This window comes from Paraburkholderia sabiae, from assembly GCF_030412785.1.
GTDB lineage: Bacteria > Pseudomonadota > Gammaproteobacteria > Burkholderiales > Burkholderiaceae > Paraburkholderia > Paraburkholderia sabiae.
The window spans coordinates 566,764-584,038 of the sequence record NZ_CP125296.1 but is presented as its reverse complement, the minus strand read 5'-3'; the positions used below and the strand labels follow the sequence as shown (position 1 = coordinate 584,038).

16 protein-coding genes and 1 pseudogene are annotated in these 17,275 nt (G+C 59.9%); 9 read left to right on the top strand and 8 right to left on the bottom strand.

Annotated elements, in window-relative coordinates; genetic code table 11:
- Positions 1-175 precede the first annotated feature (175 nt).
- Complete coding sequence (locus QEN71_RS32280) at positions 176-1,123, top strand: Vgb family protein (RefSeq protein WP_233471664.1); 948 nt, start codon at positions 176-178, stop codon at positions 1,121-1,123.
- Positions 1,124-1,327: 204 nt separating this feature from the next.
- Here the strand turns inward: QEN71_RS32280 and QEN71_RS32275 are convergent, their stop codons facing one another.
- The 4 genes from QEN71_RS32275 to QEN71_RS32260 all read right to left on the bottom strand — a co-directional run bounded on the left by QEN71_RS32275 (position 1,328) and on the right by QEN71_RS32260 (position 5,030).
- Positions 1,328-1,639 carry a hypothetical protein gene (locus QEN71_RS32275; RefSeq protein WP_201647206.1) on the bottom strand — a complete coding sequence of 104 codons (312 nt, stop codon included), beginning with the start codon at positions 1,637-1,639 and terminating at the stop codon, positions 1,328-1,330.
- 44 nt (positions 1,640-1,683) lie between these two features.
- Positions 1,684-2,310, bottom strand: coding sequence for a ubiquinol-cytochrome c reductase iron-sulfur subunit (gene petA / locus QEN71_RS32270; RefSeq protein ID WP_201647205.1), 627 nt, complete (start codon positions 2,308-2,310; stop codon positions 1,684-1,686).
- A gap of 197 nt (positions 2,311-2,507) precedes the next feature.
- On the bottom strand, positions 2,508-4,043 hold the full coding sequence (locus QEN71_RS32265; RefSeq protein WP_201647204.1) for a sensor domain-containing diguanylate cyclase: 1,536 nt from the start codon (positions 4,041-4,043) through the stop codon (positions 2,508-2,510).
- 84 nt (positions 4,044-4,127) lie between these two features.
- On the bottom strand, positions 4,128-5,030 hold the full coding sequence (locus QEN71_RS32260; protein WP_201647203.1) for a LysR substrate-binding domain-containing protein: 903 nt from the start codon (positions 5,028-5,030) through the stop codon (positions 4,128-4,130).
- Positions 5,031-5,131: 101 nt separating this feature from the next.
- Between QEN71_RS32260 and QEN71_RS32255 the strand changes: the two genes are divergently transcribed.
- Positions 5,132-6,016 carry an alpha/beta fold hydrolase gene (locus tag QEN71_RS32255; protein ID WP_201647202.1) on the top strand — a complete coding sequence of 295 codons (885 nt, stop codon included), beginning with the start codon at positions 5,132-5,134 and terminating at the stop codon, positions 6,014-6,016.
- 18 nt (positions 6,017-6,034) lie between these two features.
- Here QEN71_RS32255 and QEN71_RS32250 read toward each other — a convergent pair whose 3' ends face one another.
- Complete coding sequence (locus QEN71_RS32250; protein WP_201647201.1) at positions 6,035-6,814, bottom strand: GNAT family N-acetyltransferase; 780 nt, start codon at positions 6,812-6,814, stop codon at positions 6,035-6,037.
- A 176-nt stretch (positions 6,815-6,990) separates the two neighbouring features.
- Here QEN71_RS32250 and QEN71_RS32245 point away from each other — a divergent pair, with 176 nt between their 5' ends.
- Complete coding sequence (locus QEN71_RS32245) at positions 6,991-7,533, top strand: RNA polymerase sigma factor (protein ID WP_201647200.1); 543 nt, start codon at positions 6,991-6,993, stop codon at positions 7,531-7,533.
- A 170-nt stretch (positions 7,534-7,703) separates the two neighbouring features.
- Positions 7,704-8,369 carry an anti-sigma factor gene (locus QEN71_RS32240; RefSeq protein ID WP_201647199.1) on the top strand — a complete coding sequence of 222 codons (666 nt, stop codon included), beginning with the start codon at positions 7,704-7,706 and terminating at the stop codon, positions 8,367-8,369.
- Between the two features lie 92 nt (positions 8,370-8,461).
- Here QEN71_RS32240 and QEN71_RS32235 read toward each other — a convergent pair whose 3' ends face one another.
- From QEN71_RS32235 to QEN71_RS32225, 3 genes are all read right to left on the bottom strand, one after another.
- Complete coding sequence (locus QEN71_RS32235; RefSeq protein ID WP_201647198.1) at positions 8,462-8,974, bottom strand: cytochrome P460 family protein; 513 nt, start codon at positions 8,972-8,974, stop codon at positions 8,462-8,464.
- Between the two features lie 15 nt (positions 8,975-8,989).
- Complete coding sequence (locus QEN71_RS32230) at positions 8,990-10,024, bottom strand: alpha/beta fold hydrolase (RefSeq protein WP_201647197.1); 1,035 nt, start codon at positions 10,022-10,024, stop codon at positions 8,990-8,992.
- A 357-nt stretch (positions 10,025-10,381) separates the two neighbouring features.
- Entirely contained in the window at positions 10,382-11,374 is a 993-nt protein-coding gene (locus QEN71_RS32225) for a sensor histidine kinase (protein ID WP_233471628.1), read from the bottom strand.
- 412 nt (positions 11,375-11,786) lie between these two features.
- Here QEN71_RS32225 and QEN71_RS32220 point away from each other — a divergent pair, with 412 nt between their 5' ends.
- The 5 genes and pseudogenes from QEN71_RS32220 to QEN71_RS32205 all read left to right on the top strand — a co-directional run bounded on the left by QEN71_RS32220 (position 11,787) and on the right by QEN71_RS32205 (position 17,236).
- Positions 11,787-12,140, top strand: a complete 354-nt coding sequence (locus tag QEN71_RS32220; protein WP_201647195.1) for a DUF3311 domain-containing protein — start codon at positions 11,787-11,789, stop codon at positions 12,138-12,140.
- Positions 12,137-13,594 carry a sodium:solute symporter family protein gene (locus QEN71_RS32215; protein WP_201647194.1) on the top strand — a complete coding sequence of 486 codons (1,458 nt, stop codon included), beginning with the start codon at positions 12,137-12,139 and terminating at the stop codon, positions 13,592-13,594. The genes QEN71_RS32220 and QEN71_RS32215 overlap by 4 nt, the downstream gene beginning before the upstream one ends.
- A gap of 50 nt (positions 13,595-13,644) precedes the next feature.
- Positions 13,645-14,490: an FAD binding domain-containing protein gene (locus QEN71_RS32210; protein WP_201647193.1), complete on the top strand. Its 846-nt coding sequence runs from the start codon at positions 13,645-13,647 to the stop codon at positions 14,488-14,490.
- A pseudogene (locus tag QEN71_RS44825) lies at positions 14,483-14,653 on the top strand (2Fe-2S iron-sulfur cluster-binding protein); the annotation flags it as partial. The gene QEN71_RS32210 and the pseudogene QEN71_RS44825, both read left to right, overlap by 8 nt.
- 63 nt (positions 14,654-14,716) lie before the next feature.
- The gene (locus QEN71_RS32205) at positions 14,717-17,236 is read left to right on the top strand and encodes a molybdopterin-dependent oxidoreductase (protein WP_233471627.1); all 2,520 of its coding nucleotides are present in this window, start codon (positions 14,717-14,719) and stop codon (positions 17,234-17,236) included.
- Positions 17,237-17,275 lie beyond the last annotated feature (39 nt).

Here is a 17,275-nt window from a genome sequence, read left to right as displayed (position 1 = left end):
ACCACTGCGAAAAGCGGCCGGTTAGTGCCACAATGAACTAGCACCAGTATGCAAGCCGATTCCGGTTGCGGAGGCGGACATGATTCACATCGCAAATGCGGCAGCTCCGACGACGGTGAAGGGAATCCTCGCATCCCGGTTCTTCCGGCATGTCGTGTCGGTTCTCGTTGGCTCGATGTTAGCGGTAAGTTCGGTACTGGCTCAGCCTCCTTCGTTCGACTCGTTTCCCGTCCCCTCCGGCAGCGCACCGCACGATGTCGCGCCAGAGCCTGGCGGCGCCGTCTGGTACACCGCGCAGGCGCAAGGCGCAGTCGGAAGGTTGGACCCGCGCACCGGCAAGACCGAGCGGATCCCTCTCGGCAACGGATCGGCCCCGCATGGCGTAATCGTCGGTCCGGATGGCGCAGCATGGATTACCGATGGCGGGCTGAACGCAATCGTACGCGTCGATCCGAAGACACTCGCTGTCGCGCGTTTCCCGTTGCCCCCAGATCGGCCGAACGCCAACCTGAATACGGCCGTTTTCGATAAACGCGGGCACCTGTGGTTTACCGGACAAGCCGGAATCTATGGTGAGCTCGACCCGGGAAGCGGCAGCATGCGCGTGTTCGATGCACCGCGCGGGCCGGGTGCCTATGGAATCTGTGTCACCCCTGACGGCAGCTTGTACTTTGCTTCACTGGCTGGCAGCTACCTCGGCCGCATCGATCCCGTGAGCGGCGCGGCGCAAGTCATCGAGCCGCCGACACCGGAACAGGGCGCGCGCCGCGTATGGTCCGATTCAAAAGGACGCGTCTGGATCAGCGAGTGGAACGCAGGAAAGGTGGGCGTATTCGACCCGGCGGCGCATCGGTGGCGCGAATGGAAACTGCCGGGCTCCGATCCGCATGTGTATGCGATATTCGTCGACGACAAAGACATCGTCTGGCTCAGCGAATGGAGCACTAATGCGCTAGTGCGCTTCGACCCGAAAACGGAACGATTCGAGACGTTTGCACTGCCGCGCCCGCACGCGAACGTCCGCCAGATGATGGGTCGGCCGGGAGAAGTCTGGTTGTCCGAGTCCGGCACGGATCACTTGCTGCGCTATCGGTCCGGCGCAGCGGTTGTCGGCAGCAAGTGACACCCTGGTGACCGTTACTGTCTCCAGGCAACGCCATGACAGAGGATTCCGATCGCGACAAACTGAAGGGCCCTGGTGGCATGACGCCGCGCCAGAAGAACGAACAGAAGCGGAAGTCCGCCCCCACACACAATTCGCCTGTGCCTAAAAATCGATGGCAGCGCTGGGTACGATACGTATGGGGACGAAGCGGACGACGCTAGCTTAAGGCGTGGTGGCGACACTTCTCAAGCGCGCTATCTCGTCGACGAAGGTCACCCTTCGTGCCCTGGTGCATGTATCGACGATCAGCCCGTCAGGCGCTTCAGCATCGATGACGAGCGCGCTATCTGACTTGCGGAACTGCGTGTTCGCAACTGCTACCCGATCCGCGAGAACAGGCGTGCCGTGATTGGCTATCGACAGAAGGTTCTCGCATTTCAGCGGCGACGAATGAATCGTCAGTGTCGACTGTGCAAGCGCGACCGATGATGCGCATAGCGTGCATAGGGTCACGATCATCGAAAGGGATCGCATGATCTCGTCTCCTTATCGAAAGTTAAGTTCAGCATCGATGCCTGCTACGCTTCGCCATGTTCATCGGCACCGATCACAAGGTTCTCCGCGCTCGCGTAGCGGTACCGCGGCACGTCGAGATTTTGCGGCGCAGGCTTGTCCTTGAACACGCGTCCCGCCAGATCATAGGTCGAGCCGTGACACGGACAGAGAAATCCGCCGGGCCAGTCATCAGGCAGATTGGGTTGCGGACCCGGCTGAAATCGCGGGCTCGGCGTGCATCCCAAATGCGTGCACACGCCCACCACCACGAGCAGGTTCTTACGATCCGCGCGCGAACGGTACTCATTGTTGCAGTATGCCGCCAGCGGCATCGAAAACGGCCGAGTGCTATCGGGATCCGCGACAAACGGATCGGCGGTACGCACAGCGGCGAGCATGGCGTCCGTCCGGTTGACGATGAAGATGGGCTTGCCGCGCCAGGCCACCGTCATCATGTCGCCGGGCCGAAGATGACTGATGTCGATCGTGACGGGCGCGCCTGCGGCCAGCGCGGACGCAGACGGCCTGAGAGAATCGGCGAACGGCGTCACGACTGCGACGCCCGCAATGCCGCCTGCTACCGTTGTCGCGATCAGCCATCGGCGTCGTGCCTCGTCGCAAGTCGAGTCTGCGATAGTGAAGGAGTTCATGGCGATCTCCATTCGTGAAGATGAGAGTTTCGATGACGCGGCATCGCCTTTCGCGCGCGCGGCGTCTTCATGATTTCAATCTAGGCAGGGGGGATTAAACGAGGCTTAAACCGCGTGGAAATGCGTGTGGGGCTCGAACGAATCGGGAATGGATGAACGAGCCGAGGTCGTAGATATCGACCGTTCAAGTGGGATACCTATCCGGCTGCCCCCATCGCTTCACGGAACAGCGTGACGCGATTTCTGCCCGCGCGTTTGGCGTTGTAGAGTGCCCTATCCGCTGCATGCACGAGCGCGCTGACCTCGTTTTCGCGATCAGCCTGGAGGCTTGCGGCACCGACACTCGCCGTGACATGCCCATAGGGGCTTGCGCCATGTTCGATCTGCAAGTCGCTGATCTGACGGCGGATCGATTCGGCCATCGACATCGCGCCTGCTTCATCCGTATCGGGCAGCACGACAACGAACTCCTCACCGCCGTAACGCGCCGCGCTGTCTCCTGGCCGGCGGATACTGCCACTGATGCAGCGGGCGACGGCCGCGAGCGTCTCGTCACCCGCCTGGTGGCCATAGGTATCGTTATAAGCCTTGAAACAGTCGATATCGATGAAGAGCAGCGAGAACGCGTGGCGGGTGCGACGAGCGCGGCGCCATTCGTGTTCGAGAATCTCTCCGAGCGTTCGGCGATTATGGAGTCCCGTCAGCCCGTCGGTGCGTGCCAGCATCCGCAATTCCGACTCGGCGCGCATCCGGCTGCGCTGCTGGATTCCAAGCAGAACAGAAAGGACCACAAAAGCGGCACCGAATGCCGCCATGACCGAGCCGATCCTGATTGCACGCGCCCGCCACGCCGCATAGATGTCCTTCTCGGCCTCGGCGACCATGACGATGAGCGGAAGGCCCGGGAAGTTCCTGAACGCGTAAAGGCGCCGTACGCTATCGATCGACGAAGTTTCGGAGAAGCTTCCCTCAGGCGCGGCACGAAAATTCCGGAACGTGCTCGCCTGGCTGATATCGCGGCCGATGATCTTTGCATCGTACGGCTGACGCATGATCATGATGCCATTGCGGCCAATCAGCGAGATTGCACCGTGTGGTCCCAGTGAGAGGCCACCCAGCAGGGTCTGGAAATAGTTCAGGTCGACGGCAATCACGACGATACCGGCAAACGAGCCATCCGGATTCGAGATGCGCCGGCTCAGCGCAATGCTCGGCGAACCGTCACGTAACCTGGATTGATAGGGATCGCTGACATAGAGGCCGACATTCGGGTTGTCCCGATGGACGGTGAAGTACGGGCGGTCAGCGAAGTTGCCCGAGCGGTGGGTGTCGCTCGCCGCATCCAGGACGATATTGCCAGAAGCATCGATCACCAGCATCGCCGCGAGATATCTCGCAGTGGCCGCCCGGTCGAACAGCGCCAGGCGCTGCAGATGAGCGGAGGAACCGCGGACTTCCGGGTCGCGCAAGCCTTCGATGACTGCCTGCATCGACAGATCATAAAGCTCGAAATTGCGCTCGATGTCCCGTTCGGCCAGCAAGGCCAGATTGCGCGAGGTCTCCCGTGCGCGGTTCAACGCGTCGACGCGAGCCTGATACAGAATGGCCCCGCAGATGCCCAGCATTCCGAGCGCGATCACCAGACCTGCACAGAAGAGCGCGTGTGGTCCAGTCAAGCTCAGCCGGAACGGACCGAATCGTCGTCGCCTCCGGAAGTCGTCTCCTTTCACCATACTTACTTTGCAGTTTGGCTAGTGTTTGTCGGGATAGGTCAGGTCCGCAACATACCATATGCGAATCGTTGCGCTACAGACCGATCACCCGCGAAACGCGCGTGGACTGAAGCGACCCTGCTGGCCTGCGCGGCGCGCAGCATCGATCAAAGCCACGCAAGCGGGCGAGTCGGAGCGGGGAAACGCGTAGAAACGTACCACCGGCAAGGCAGGCAATCCTTCTTTGCGACCCAGCACGCGCAGGCCTTCGATTCGCTGGCTATCGGCGATGACCGTAGCCGCGAAACCGGATCTCGCCGCCGACAGGCAGCCCGCCATGCTGCTGCTCTCGAACACCAGACGCCACGCGCGACCTGCCTTGTTGAGTGCCGTGATCGCCGACTCCCGATAGATGCAGGGATCGGGAAAGACGGCGAGCGGCAACGGCTGGTCAGGATCCAGAGGTTCGTTTTGCGCGTACGCCCAGACTAGCGGCTCCTCCCACAGCAACTCGCCGCCTTTTCCGACACGGCTGCATTGCTTGCCGAACACGAGATCGAGACGACCGCGCTCCTGCTGGCGCAACAGATCGGCCGTGATGCCGACTTTCAGATCGATCGTCGCCTCGGGATGCCGCTGTCGAAAACGCTGCAAGACCTGTGGCAGCCACGTGCCGGCAAAATCTTCGGATGCGCCGACTCGCAGCAGCCCACGCAGCGGCGTGCCACGCAGCTTCGCGCGAACTTCGCGTTCCAGATCCAGAATGTTACGGCCGTACGCATACAACGTGTCGCCCGCCTCCGTCAGCTCCAGGTGCCGCGTGGTGCGTGTCAGCAGGCCGACCCCGACGATCTGTTCCAGGCGCTTCACATGTCCGCTCACAGCCGAGGGAGTCAGCGCCAGACGCTCGGCAGCCGTGGCAAAGCTGCCGCTGTCCACGATTTCCAGAAAAGTGCGCAGCAATACGGTATCGAGCGGAACACCGTCGGCAGTGGGCAGAATGTCCATCAATTCACTCAACACGAATAATCACCAATAGTTAGCGATTATTCACCAATCGCGATGAGGCGTCGAGCTATCGTAGAACCCTTGTTTGCACGAGGAAAACCATGAACACCTACCAATACGCCGCCACCGGGCGGCTCGACATTGCCTATCTCGAATGGAACCCGCAAGGAGCGCGCACGGCGGTGCTAGTGCATGGCTGGCCGGATAGTCCGCAAAGCTGGAAAAGCGTGGCGCCCATTCTGGCCGGATCGGGTTACCGCGTGCTCGCGCCGGCACTGCGGGGCTTCGCGCCCACCCGGTTCCGCGATACGACCACGCCCCGCAGCGGTCAGTTATCCGCGCTGGGCCGCGACCTTCTGGATTTCATCGACGTGCTGGGCATCGAGCAGCCGATTCTGGTCGGCCATGATTGGGGAGCACGCGCGGTTGCCAATGCGTGCGGCCTGCGCGACGGCGTGGCTTCACATCTTGTGATGCTATCGGTGGGATACGGCACCAATGATCCGAACCAGCTGCTAACGCTGCAGCAGGTGCGCAATTACTGGTACCACTGGTTCATGGCCACGCCGCGGGGCGCAAGCGTGGTGCGGGACGAACGCACGACCTTCGCCCGCCAGATGTGGGATACGTGGGCGCCGGCAGGCTGGTATTCGCCGGGAGATTTCGACGAAGCAGCGCAGGCATTCGAAGGCGACGACTGGGCCGAAATCGTGCTCCACTCCTACCGTCACCGTTGGGGCTTCGTTGACGGCGATCCTGCCTATGCCGGGGATGAAGCGCGGCTGAATCCCGCACCGCGACTATCGCTCGCAACGCTGGTGCTGCACGGTAGTGCCGACACCTGCAACCATCCCGATAGTTCCAGCGGACGAGAGTCGTACTTCCTCGGGCGCTATGAGCGGCAGGTACTCGATGGCGTAGGTCACTTCCCGCAGCGCGAAGCGCCGCAGGATGTCGCCGATGCCATTCTTCGGTTCTGCCGATAAGCTCGTTTTACGCGCTACTCACCCACGGGAATAGACGAGCCATTCCTCGCTAACGGCGAAACCCATCGACTCATACACCTTGCGCCCTGCCGGGGTGCAGTGCAAAAGCGCCGTATGAGCCCCAGCGGCGAATCCGGCATTCAATACTGCCTGCGTCGCCGCCCGGGCATAACCCCGTCGTCGATACTCGGGAACGGTCGACACATTGAATACCGCCACGTGACCGTTCCGCACAACACCAAACGATGTGGCAACAGGAACTTCCGCGCATTCGACGACAAACGCTGTCATTCCCGTAGCCCCGAGTATTGCCGGTGCACTCAGGCGTCGGAATACATGCTCCGGAGCCTCATAGCCGGCAGCGAGTGTGCTGTTATATAGCTCGCTGTCCGATTCGCTTAACTGCCTGACGACAACTCGCTCATCTTCGAACAGAAGGTCTTTAATGGCTTCCAGCCTCGTGGTCATAAACGGCAAATTCGTACATTGCGTCAACCCGTACTCGCTGGCTAACCCGGCGATCGAAGTACTTTCGGCTCCTTCACCGCGTGTCTGGATACTCCAGGGCAATTCGCAAGCCTGGAACTTCTGAGCGAAGGCGCGGAACTCCTCGACGTCGGGCTTGCGGCGCTTGCCGATGACGCCATTGAGTACCGCAACGGGCACACCCGTATAGATCGTCTTCGATCCCTGCAAGCCGCTCTCGACGAATCCTACGTCCTGCAAGCGACAAAATGCGTCGATCGCCTCATGCCACGCTGAGACAGCGGCTTCCAGTTCAATAGCGGATGAGTTCATTCTGTTCCTTCAAATAAGGTCATTGCTGTCAGATGACAACACGTGAAGATCCGCTTTATTCCGTCCACGTCCGCAATCGCAACGCAGTTGTACAAATAGTCCCTCTCCAGACACATTCCAGATACATCGCACGGATGTAATGCGCTTATGCGCTGAGATATGGAGAGCTACGTCCGATGAGCGGTGCTGACCTGTCTAGCCTGATTCCGGAGATGCTTCCGCGATTGTGGGCGTTCGCGTTTCGCCTCACAGGCGATCAGCACGACGCCGAGGATCTCGTGCAGCGCGGATGTCTGCGCGCGCTCGAGCGTGCGCATCAACTCCAAGCCGGCACGGCTCCTTTGAGCTGGATGTTCTCGATCATCCATTCCATCTGGAACAACGAGCTACGCGCGCGCAGTATACGCAGGCGGTCAAGCTTCGAATGGGACGAGAACTTCCTTGAAAATCTCGCCGATCCCGTCGACAACGATCCCGAAACCCGGCTCATGCACGCGCAGATCATCGGCGCAATCGAGCAACTGCCCGAGGCGCAACGCGTCGTCGTTCTGCTCATCGCGGTAGAGGGTATGACGTATCGGGAAGCCGCCGACGTGCTCGACGTGCCGATAGGCACCGTCATGAGCCGCCTGTCGCGAGCGCGGCAAGCATTGGGTTCGATGATCGGCACAGAACCTGACCTGCAATCCGCCAGGATGCAAAAGGATTCGCTCGCATGATCGACGACGCCCAACTTCTTGCCTACGTAGACGGCGAACTGTCTGCCGAAGACTGTGATGCAGTGAAAGTCGCGTTGAGCCAGTCGGTTGGCGCGCGGGCAAAGGTCGAGTTACTGCGCGCATCGCGTGTCGACTACGCGGCGGCGTTTGCGTCGCGACCGCTGCCTCCCGTGCCGGAATCGCTGCGGCAGAGCATTGATGATCTGATCCGCACACACCGGATCCAGTCCGGCGCATATCACACGGCACCGCAACCAGAACGTGCCCGGCACGCGCATGCCCGCCGCGGCATTCCTCCATGGCTGGCGGCCGCGTGCGCCGCCAGTGCTTTTGCGTGCGGCGTGCTGATCCGTCCGGGCGTGCCTGCCGCCGGCAGCACGCAAACAGCCGCAAATCCAGATGTTTCGCCGTGGGTGACGGCTGCCATCGCCTATCAGAAGCTCTTTACGCGCGAGACGGTGGCCTATGTCAAAGACGATGCAGCGACCCTCAGAAAGATCGTCAGCGACATACGCGAGCACGATCACCTGCCGTTGCGTATTCCCGATCTCAGCAGTGCCGGACTTACGTTCAAGGCAGTGCAGCGCTTGCGGTTCGACGATAAACCGCTCCTGCAAATCGTCTATCTTCCGAAAAGCGGTCCGCCCGTTGCGCTATGCGTGACAAAAGATTCGCGACCCGATCATCCCGTAGGCATGCGCGCTGTCGATACCTTCGACGTTGCAATGTGGCGGCAAGCCGAATTGAGTTATGCGCTGATCGGCAACCCTCAAGACGTAAATCTCGCGGCACTCGCCAACCGGATTTCAAACTCTGACGTAACACCGCTTTTCTAGGCGGATCATCGCGCCCACCAATTGCACGGCGTCACCGACAATGGCGAAGAGCGTGCTCCCGCAGGAACACGCTTCCTTGCTACCTCATGGATCTAAGGGGCAAAACGGGTAAACACATAGTCGTGATTCTTCGCGCGCGCATCATGGCAAGCGAAACATGTTTCGTGCTGCGCCTTGTCGGTTGGGACTCCGTTAATGAATCGACCGAAGCCCCATCCGCCTGTCGACGCGTAACGTTTCGAGTCCTTGACCATGACCTGCACGGTGGTTGGCGTACCCGGCACTGTCGCCGACGGGAAGACATCGGACTGCTTCTTCTTGTAGGCAAGCTTCACGAGGATCGTGCCATCCGGAAACGGCAGCGTCGAGCTCTCGATCGCCTTGACTGCGAGCGGATTGCCCAGCACCACCCGGAGTTCATCGAGAGGAGCGGCCTCTTCGGCCGGCGCGATCATTTCCCATTTGCGATATCCGGGTGGAATCGTGACGCCATAGATCGGCGAGGCTAGCGGCTTCGGCTCTTCCGCAAAGACATCGAGGATGCCCGACACGGAAAACAGTAGCGCACCCGCCAACAGGCTGCGCGATACGAGAGTACGAGACATGACAATTCTCCCGGGTCACAGGTGCATGACCTGCAGCATCGCTTCCGTAAATGCCTTAGGCGCCTCCTGGGGCAAGTTATGCCCCACACCGCCCGCGATGGTCTTGTGCAGATACTTGCCCGTAAATTTATCCGCGTAGACAGCAGGCGCCGGATGAGGTGCTCCGTTCGCATCGCCTTCCAGCGTGATGGTAGGAACCGCGATAGTCGGGCCCGTGGCGAGACGCTTTTCGAAGTCGTCGTACTTCGCTTCGCCTTGGGCCAGGCCGAGACGCCAGCGGTAATTGTGGATTACCACGGCAACGTGGTCCGGGTTCCGGAACGAGGCCGCTGTGCGCTCGAAGGTCGCGTCGTCGAACTTCCATTTCGGCGACGCGAGATGCCAGATCAGTTTATTGAAAGCGTCGCAATTCTCGGTATAGCCGAGTTCGCCCCGCGCCGTCGCGAAGTAATACTGATACCACCACGCGAGTTCGGCCTGCGGCGGCAACGGCTTCGTGTTTGCCGCCTGACTGCCGATCAGATAACCGCTCACGGAGACCAGCGCCTTGACGCGCTCCGGCCACAGCACCGCGATCGTATCGGCGGTTCGCGCGCCCCAGTCGAATCCGCCAAGCGTGGCCTGCTCGATCTTCAGTGCGTCCATCAACGCGAGGATATCGACCGCGGTGACAACCTGCTGGCCGTTGCGAGGCGTTTCGGCAGAAAGAAAACGCGTCGGACCAAAGCCGCGCAGATACGGCACGATCACGCGATATCCGGCCGATGCGAGCCGTGGCGCGACGTCAACGTAGCTATAGATATCGTACGGCCAACCGTGCAACAGAATCACGACAGGACCATTTTTAGGCCCGACATCCGCATAGCCCACATTGAGTACACCTGCGTCGATCTGCTGAATGGGACCAAACGCTGCACTGCCGGCGTCTTTACCAGCTGACGCCGCGTTCAATGTCTGCGCATGCGCGAGGTTCGCCAGACTGAGAAGGCTCACGCCTGCGGCGGTCGTGGCAAGAATGCGTCTGCGGCGATGATTGACAGGATTATCCATGACAGTTCCTTGGTTTTCTTGCTTGTTTAAGAGCGCCATTCCGCGTTGGTTTGGCACGAGGAAGAAACAAAAACTGGACTGCTTGACTGCGCCGCCGCGATAAATTCAGACCGGCGTATTCACTGGTTTATAGCAACACAAAACAAACACGTTTTACTGATTCGCACTACTACGCATTTAACGCGAATTCAACCATTTCAATTCGAACCCTGCTAGATCCAAGGCTTTCGTCCAAGCGCTGCCACTACACGATCAAACTATAGCGTACACACTATAAATATGCAGTGAAGGGCATTGAGCCAGGCGTTCTTGTGGGTTAGCTGCCCCATGCACACAACAGGGAATTCGCGCAATGCGCTATGCAAGCGCACTCGCCTGACGGGCAGGCACGACCGCCGGCAACCCGACCAGCATTCGCGTACCAGACGGTGAAGAGGCGCACGTGATGGAACCACCATGCCCTTCCACGATCGATCGGCAAATCGATAGTCCGAGACCCATCCCATCGGCCTTCGTCGTGTGAAATGCACGGAAGAGACCAGGCATCCGCTCAGGCGCGATGCCAATGCCGGTATCCTCGACGATGACAACCGCGCGCATGTCGTCCTGCAGTTGCGTGTGAATCTTGAGCGCGCGCGGCCGGTCCTGAACCGACGACATGGCGTGCAATCCGTTGACGGCCAGGTTAATAAGAACCTGCTGCAATTGCACGCGATCGCCATGTATCGTCAATTCACCGGGCGCGAGATATAGCGTTGCGATTGCGCCATATTTCTTCACTTCCCAGTCCAGCAGATCCATTGTTTCGATCACGAGACTGTTCATGTCGAACGGAGCGAAAGTGACCTCGGATTTACGCGCAAGCGCTCGAATCCGTCCGATAACGTCGCTCGCGCGCCGGGTGCTACCCACCATCGACTCGATGGCACTACATGCTTCATCGAGGTTGGGGACGTCCCGCTTCAGCCACCGAAGCCCGGCTTCTCCGTGGACTGTGATGGCCGACAGCGGTTGCGTCATTTCATGTGCGATCGAAGCCGCCATCTCGCCCAGCATCGTCACGCGCGTCGCGTGCGCCAGTTCGGCCGTCGAGCGATCGAGCGCCTCATGGGCGCGGCTGATTTCGAGAACCTGTTCCTCGATTCGAACGGAATCGGCCTGAATGCGCAGAGCAAGTATTGCCGCGGTGACGATCGTGAAAGAGGCGACGAGCGAGCGTGCGAGCGCCGGAAAAGACAGTTCGTCGAGGTGACCTGCCCCATAGCCAACGATCGTCGACACGATGCATGCGATGGCTATGATCCGCGTGCCCCGACGCGACAGGATGGCCGCCACCAGCATGACGACCATCGAATACAGCACCACCGTCGCGCTATTGACGTGACCGGGAGTATCGATCAACAGGACGCCCAGTGCCAGTCCGCCGGCAAGTACCGGTGCGAGCGAGTGCTTCCGCCTGCCGAGGAAAGGTATCCGTTGAGTGTTCATATCAGCGGTCTCGTCGTCGAATGTGTTCGTCTACTTCGCGCTGATCTGAGCGCGCTTCGCATGGTTGCAAGCAGGTTGGTTCGAACGAACGCATGACTGGCCGAACCACGGACCGAACTATAGCGTACACACTTTAAATTCGCAATGACCCGAATCGAGATCTCCAGGCTGCACAGCGCTTTACGCGAAACCGGCACTCCAGAATCTTCAATTTTCCGCACGATCGCGGTGCATCACGAACACGCATGGATACAGGCGGGACTGGAACCGCAAGGTGTATCGCGCCAGCTATTCGGCCACCGACAACAATCAAGCCGTCCGCCAGTTTTTTAGTTGCACCTTTTGGAATGGCATATTAGAGTGTGTGCGCTTGTTTGACGACATCGATATTGTTGACGGAATGAAGAAAATCTACCTGCTGGGCATCGTTCCCCCGGCCTTCAACGTCGCTGGGGCACTATTCTCGCGAGATGCGGAGCCCTACATTCTTGGAATGCCGCCCATGCTGGCATGGGTAGTGGCAGGCGTTGTCGTCACTTCGGTCGTGATGCAGGTGATCTACCACGTCGACAAACGGTCGTCATTGCAGGCCCGCACCGAAGAATCGCGTCGTAAGGAGGCGCCGTGAATGTCCCGCTGATCATCGTCGCGCTGACATTGCTCGGCGCGTTTGCGCTCGCGATCAGGGCGCGGCGTGGCATCAGCATGAATCTCGAACAATGGAGCGTTGGCGGTCGCGGTTTTTCGGCACTTCTGGTGTTTGTTTTGATGGCCGGTGAAATCTATACGACCTTCACCTTCCTCGGAGCGAGCGGATTCGCCTACGGATACGGCGGTGCGGCGTTTTACATTATCGTTTATACGACCCAGGCGTTCGTCCTTTCTTATTGGCTGCTGCCCGCAATATGGCGGTTTGCTAACAAACACAAACTGCTGACCCAAGCGGATTTCTTCGCAAGAAAATACGACAGCCCATTTATTGGGTTATTGGTCGCCGGCATTTCGCTGACAGCGCTCCTGCCCTACCTCATTTTGCAAATGAAGGGATTGGGGATACTGGTCGAAGGCACCTCTTATGGCCGGATATCCAGTGGGGCGGCAGTCTGGATCGGCGCGATTGGAATGGCGGCTTATGTCGTCGTTTCCGGGCTGCACGGTTCGGCCGCGACTGCGATAGTTAAAGATGTAGTCGTGCTGGCTGTTTGCGTTTTTCTCGGCATCTATCTGCCCTGCCATTACTACGGCAGCCTCACCGGCATGTTTCGAGCGCTCGATGCGGCGAAACCCGGCTTCCTTGCACTCCCCGCTGTGGGCAAGAACCTGACGTGGTATCTGTCCACGATTGCCGTGTGCGGGCCAGGCATGTTCATGTGGCCGCACGCGTTCAGCTCCATCTACACGGCGAAATCGGAAGACCACTTTCGTCGAAACGCCGCAACGATGCCTTTGTACGCGCTCGTCATGCTGTTTTCGATGTTCGTGGGTCTCGCTGCGGTATTGCAGATTCCAGAGCTCAAGGGCGGACAGATCGATCTTGCGCTATTGAAACTTTCGATCAAGAGTTTCGACCCGTGGTTTGTCGGGGTGATCGGTGCGGCAGGGCTGCTCACGGCACTCGTGCCGGGCTCGATCATGCTCGTGTCCGTCGCAACGCTCTTTACCCGGAACATCTACTCTCTAGTTAGACCTCGCGTCAGCGACGCGCATCTGTCGCGCGTTGCAAAGATTGCGGCGCTCGTGCTTACCGTCGTGTCGGTCGAAACCGCGCTTAACGGTGTTCAAAGTATCGTGTCATTGCTCATCATGGGTTACGGGCTGGTGAGCCAGGTGCTTCCCGCGTTGTTGATGAGCTTGCTGCGAAACAACCCGATCAACAAGTACGGTGCAGGTGCCGGCATGATTGCTGGGCTCGGTACGGTTTCGTTGCCGGTGCTGACAGGTAACTCACTCGCAACGCTCTTCCCGTCAAATACGTGGATCGCCGACCTTAATCCGGGGCTGATCGGGTTGATCCTTAACCTCGCCGTCATGTTTTCCTTCAGCGCGCTGACCAGACGAGCCGCAGTGAACGTTCCGGCATGACGAATGTTGGCGCCGCAGGATTCGCGCGGCGCACCAGAGAGGATTTTAGAATGTCATATGTGCTCGCGACCGATGAACGCGAAGTGCTCGAGCTGCTAGGCGATCCCGATGTCCGGCTTGTCAGTGGGGCAACGGATTGGTACGCGAGTGCTATGGGCGCATCGCAGCGATACAAGCTCGTCGATATCAGCCGTGTCGCCGACTTGCATGGTGTAGTCGAGCTTCCTCACTGGTTACGGATCGGCGCGGCCACGACCTGGTCGGAGATCGTCCGGTCTGCGCTGCCGGCAAGCGCGTCGGGGTTAAAAGATGCGGCCGGTCTGATCGGATCGAGTCAGATCCAGAATCGCGCCACGATTGGCGGGAATCTATGCAACGGCTCGCCGGCCGCGGACGGCGTCACTGCCCTCCTCGCCCTGGATGCAGAGGTCGAACTCAAATCGCTGAGCGGAACTCGACGCATATCGGTGTCCTGGTTTCTGAAGGGGAAAAACCAGGTCGATCTTCGGCCGGGCGAGATGCTGAATAATGTGTGGGTTCCGGTGCCCGCCTCGCCGAGTGCTTCGGCTTTCGTGAAGTTCGGCAATCGGCAGCGTTTGAATATCTCGACTGCGTCGATCGCGGTGCGCCTGACGATGCCCCGCGATCGCGCGCGTTGCGAGTACGCCATTGCAGCGGGCAGCGTCGCACCGACGCCCGTCAGATTGCACACACTGGAAGCGGCCCTCGCGAACGCAGACGCACAGAATGCGGAAACGCTGCCTGGCACAGCCGACATCCCGGAGATCGTTCCAATCGATGATATCCGCGCGAGCGCGGCGTACCGAACCCGGATTGTCCGTCCCTTGATTCAGCAAGCGCTCGAGCTTGCGACGTGGAGGCTGGAGCATGCTTAAGCCAATCAATCTCGGCAGTGTGACCGTGAATGGATTGATCGTGCCGCTGGCAAAGGACGGGCAAAAGCCTCTGTCGCATTTCCTGCGTGACGATCTGGCATTGCGTGGCACGAAAATCGGTTGTGGAACGGGCGATTGCGGAGCGTGCACGGTTATCGTCAATGGCGAAGCCGTGTACGCGTGCATTACGCCCACGGGACGAACGGCCGGTTGCGAAGTCATTACGGTGGAAGGCGTCGACACATGTACTGCGAATGGCGCTGCGCTCCAGGACACTTTTCTGTCCCATCAGGCCGTGCAGTGTGGCTTCTGCATTCCTGGCATGTTATGCGCCGCCACGGCGGCTCTCGATCGGGACGATGTCCACAGCATGGACGACGCTCGCGATTCGATTGCCGGCGTCCTGTGTCGTTGTACGGGCTATCAGAAGCAGGTCGCAGCAATTCACGATGTCGCGCAAGGACGGGTTGCGTGTCGAACCGATATGCCGGCAACGGGAGTCGCGGTCGGAACGGCCGTGACGCGTCTTGACGGCCTGGCGAAGGTGCAAGGCACGGATTCTTTCGGCGCCGACGGCATTCCGATCGACGCACTGATGATCAAAGCCATTCGATCGCCCTTCCATCGCGCGCGATTCGCTATCGGCGATCTGAAGCCGTTCGTTGCGCGACATCCTGGCGTCGAGCGCGTGATTCTGGCTGAAGATGTGCCGGGTCTGAATGTGCATGGCGTTGCGCAAGCGTATGCGGACCAGCCGGTGCTTGCCCAGCACAGTGCTCGATTCCTTGGCGAGGCTGTCGCATTGATCGTCGGATCGGCGGAGACGATCGATCATGATGATTTCGGTGACTTCCCCATCCAGTGGGAATCGCAGGCGCCGTTGCTCACAATCGATGACGCGTTGTCTGCAGACGCCCCCCTACTCCACGATGCGCGCCCCGACAATATCCTGATCCACGGCAGGGTCGTGTCCGGCGACGTCGATGCCGGGCTTTCGATGGCTGCCGCTGTAGTCGAAGGACATTTCCAGACCAGCTTCGTCGAACACGCCTACATCGAACCCGAAGCCGGTTGGGCCCGAATGGACGGCGATGTGATCGAGGTCTATTCGCCGACTCAGGCACCGCATCCTCATCGCGAAGAACTCGCGCGCATTCTCGGTTGTAGCGAGCACAGGATTCGGGTGATACCGTCGGCGGTCGGCGGTGGATTCGGCGGCAAGCTCGATCTGACCGTACAGCCGCTCGTCGCACTTGCAACATGGATTCTTGGCAAAACCGTCGGGATGATCTTTACGCGAGAAGAATCCATCTCCACGTCGACGAAGAGGCATCCGGCCACTATCGACAGCCGCATCGCGGCGACGGCCGACGGCACGATCTGCGCAATCGACTTTCACGGCGACTTCAATACGGGCGCCTACGCTTCGTGGGGCACGGCTGTAGCCAATCGGGTTCCCGTTCATGCATCGGGACCGTACAAGGTCGACCACTACCGGGCGCTCACGCGTGCCGTTCACACCAATATCACGCCGGCTGGCGCTTTCCGTGGCTTTGGCGTTCCGCAAGCCGTCGTCGCTCAGGAGCAAATGATCGACGAGCTTGCCAACCGGCTCGGTATCGATCGGCTCGAATTCAGATTGCGCAATGTGCTCCGCGCAGGGGACGCGCTGGTGACCGGCCAGGTGTTACCCGACAGCGTCGGCATCGAGGCGTGTCTACTTGCATTGAAGCCGCGCTGGGAAGCGGCCACTGCCGAAGCGTGTGCGGCAAACCAGTCGGCAGCGGCCAAACGCTTGCGTCGCGGTGTCGGCATTGCGGCCATGATTTACGGATGTGGCAATACCGCATCGACCAATCCCTCCACGATTCGCATGGGCATCAACCGGGCAGGCGATGTCATTCTCCATCAGGGTGCAGTCGACGCCGGTCAGGGCTCTAACACCGTCATTCCGCAAATTGCAGCCGATGCGTTCTGCATCCCGTTGCAGGAACTGAAGTGCGTTGACGCCGCGACGCATGTCACACCGAGCTGCGGCCGCACATCCGCCTCACGGCAGACCTTCGTCACGGGCAAAGCCGCACTGCTCGCGGGTCAGCAATTGCGCGCAAAAGTACTGAACACTTTGGGCCAGGAACCATCCGCCAATGTGACGCTGACCTTCGGCAACGGTTTGATTGCCAGCGAGGGTTCGAAGCTGGATCTGTCCCAACTCCCCGCTAACGAGTTCGGCTACGTGATGATGGCCGAGGCCACGTTTGATCCGCCAGCGACGCCGTTAGACAAGGACGGTCAAGGCAGCCCTTACGCGGTCTACGCATTTGGCGCGCAACTCGCGGAGGTCGAAGTCGATACCCACACTGGCACGACCCGGGTTCTACGCGTGACAGCTGCTCACGATGTGGGACGAATGGTCAATCCGAGCCTGCTTGAAGGGCAGGTCGAGGGCGCCGTTGCGCAAGGCATTGGCTTGGCGTTGATGGAGAAGTTTGTGCCCGGGGTGACGCTGGGTTTCCGCGATTACCCGATACCGACTTCACTCGATATGCCGCGTGTCGACACGATTCTGGTTGAAGAGCCAGCGTCCATCGGGCCATATGGCGCCAAAGGTATTGGTGAGCCGGCCCTCGTTCCGACAGCAGCGGCAATACTCAATGCCGTGTCTCACGCTATCGGCAAACGCATGTACGACGTTCCGGCGACACCGGAAGTCATTCTCCGTGCTCTGGATGCGCCGCCCTCCTGACTGGGTGGGCACGCGCCGCTCCTCGCTTTTTCCGGGCAA